Annotated in this window: 1 protein-coding gene; it reads left to right on the plus strand. The window is 64.5% G+C overall.

The genetic code is table 11. The features are described 5' to 3' along the window. On the plus strand, positions 1-421 hold a 421-nt coding region (locus DVK07_RS21805; protein WP_121598634.1), incomplete at its 5' end, for an NUDIX domain-containing protein. Positions 422-442 lie beyond the last annotated feature (21 nt).

The following is a 442-nucleotide window of genomic DNA, read 5'->3' on the forward strand; positions in this document are numbered from 1 at the left end:
CACCAGAAACGGGTCGGAACTTCTGGTGTTCGACGGGCCGGGCCACGACGGGCTACAGATACCAAAAGGAACTGTTGAACCGGGCGAGGAACCGCGGGTCGCCGTCCAGCGCGAGGCCGTCGAGGAGAGCGGTCTAGCCTCCTTCGAGCACCTGCGACATATCGCCACCGACGTCTGGACGCGTCGCCAGTCCCCGCCGAAGCGGTACGTGCGGTCGTTCTACCATCTTCCCGTTCACGAGTCCCGGGACCACTGGGTCCACACCGTCACCGGGACGGGCGAGGAGCGCGGCGCGGAGTTCGAGTTCTCGTGGGTTGACCTCCCGACCGATGCCACCTTCGCACTCGACCTTGACGACTATCTCCACTCGCTGACGAGTCCCGCCAAGGCGACGACAGCTGGCGATGTGGCTGCCGATTAGCGACAGCCTTCTCTCAAATAG

Origin of the sequence: Halorubrum sp. Atlit-26R (assembly GCF_003666015.1) — an archaeon.
GTDB lineage: Archaea > Halobacteriota > Halobacteria > Halobacteriales > Haloferacaceae > Halorubrum.